Annotated in this window: 1 protein-coding gene; it reads right to left on the bottom strand. The window is 66.6% G+C overall.

Annotated elements, in window-relative coordinates; genetic code table 11:
• Window positions 1-123 precede the first annotated feature (123 nt).
• Window positions 124-1,307, bottom strand: a 1,184-nt coding sequence (locus AC1D12_RS33460) for an ATP-binding protein (RefSeq protein WP_477845394.1), incomplete at its 5' end; no start/stop codon positions are given.

Genomic DNA, 1,307 nt, shown 5'->3' with positions numbered 1-1,307 from the left:
GAAATGCACAAGAGTCAGGTTGAACTATTGAGCGATTTGACTCCGACCTCGATGCACCCTTTGTCAACAATTGACAAGTGACAGGTGTCCGTTTGGCGTCCGTTTGGCAGCGGCTCGGACAGGTCAGGTGTCGTCGCGCATCGCGCTGCGGACCAGCTGCAGCGCCGCCTTGGACTGGAACTGCTCAGCCAGCCGCTGCAGGCGCAGCGCGAAGGGGCGGCACGATGGCGAGGTCGCCGCCAGCTCGGCGGCTTGCTTCGCGAGGTCCTGCATGTTGCCGAACTGGGCCAGCTGCAGCAGCACCTCGAGTTGGACCCGATCGGGCAACAGGTCGGATGCGGGGTCGCGGGGCGCCTCATCCGACGCGGCCTCGCGGGCGCTGTCCCATTCCACCCACTCCAGCTGCAGCAGGCGGCCGATGGCGTTGATCAAGGCGGTCAGCGTGAACGGCTTGGGCAGGAAGGCATCGGCTCCGACATCCAGCGTGTGCCGGTGGTCGGTGGCCGAGGCACTTGCCGAGATGGCGACGATGCGCACGTCGCGCAGCATCGGCATCTCGCGAAGGCGCCGGGTGGTCTCGAAGCCATCCATCACCGGCATCACGCTGTCCATCAGGATCAGGTCCGGCCGATGCTCCAGCGCGACCTGCAGACCGGCGGCCCCATCCGGCGCTTCGAGCGTGTCGAAGCCGAGYGATCGCAGGAACGTGATCAACGGCCGGCGGTTGGCTTCGGTGTCGTCGATGACCAGCACCTTGCGGGGCGGCCCGCGGTAGCCGGCGATGGTCTGCACCTGGCGCTCCGTGGCGGCGACTGTCGTGAGGTTCGTGCTCGCCAGCGGCAGGTCGAGTTCGAAGCAGAAATGGCTGCCATGCCCGATCCGGCTGCTGACGACGATGTCGCTGCCCATCAGCGCCACCAGCTGGCGGCTGATCGCCAGGCCCAGCCCGGTGCCTCCGAAGCGGCGCTGCACGTCGGCGGCCTGTTCGAAGGGCCGGAAGATGGCGCCGAGCTTGTCCGGGTCGATGCCGATGCCGGTGTCGTGCACCTCGAAACGCAGGCGCACTTCGCGCGCCGTGCGCTGCGCCTCGTGGATCACCAGGCTGACTTCGCCGTCGTCGGTGAACTTGACCGCGTTGCTGAGCAGGTTCAGCAGGATCTGGCGCAGCCGCGTGCTGTCGACGGACACGATGGTGCCTTCGGCGCTGTGGTCCTCGAACCGGAACTTCAGTTCCTTTTCCTTGACGCGGATGCGGATGATGTCGGTGATGGCGCCGAGGAAGGTCTTCAGCATCACCGGCTCGGGGA

Source organism: Rhizobacter sp. P1_G5 (genome assembly GCF_056405435.1).
The sequence above is the reverse complement of the archived record's forward strand: the minus strand, read 5'-3'. Positions and strand labels throughout refer to the sequence as shown.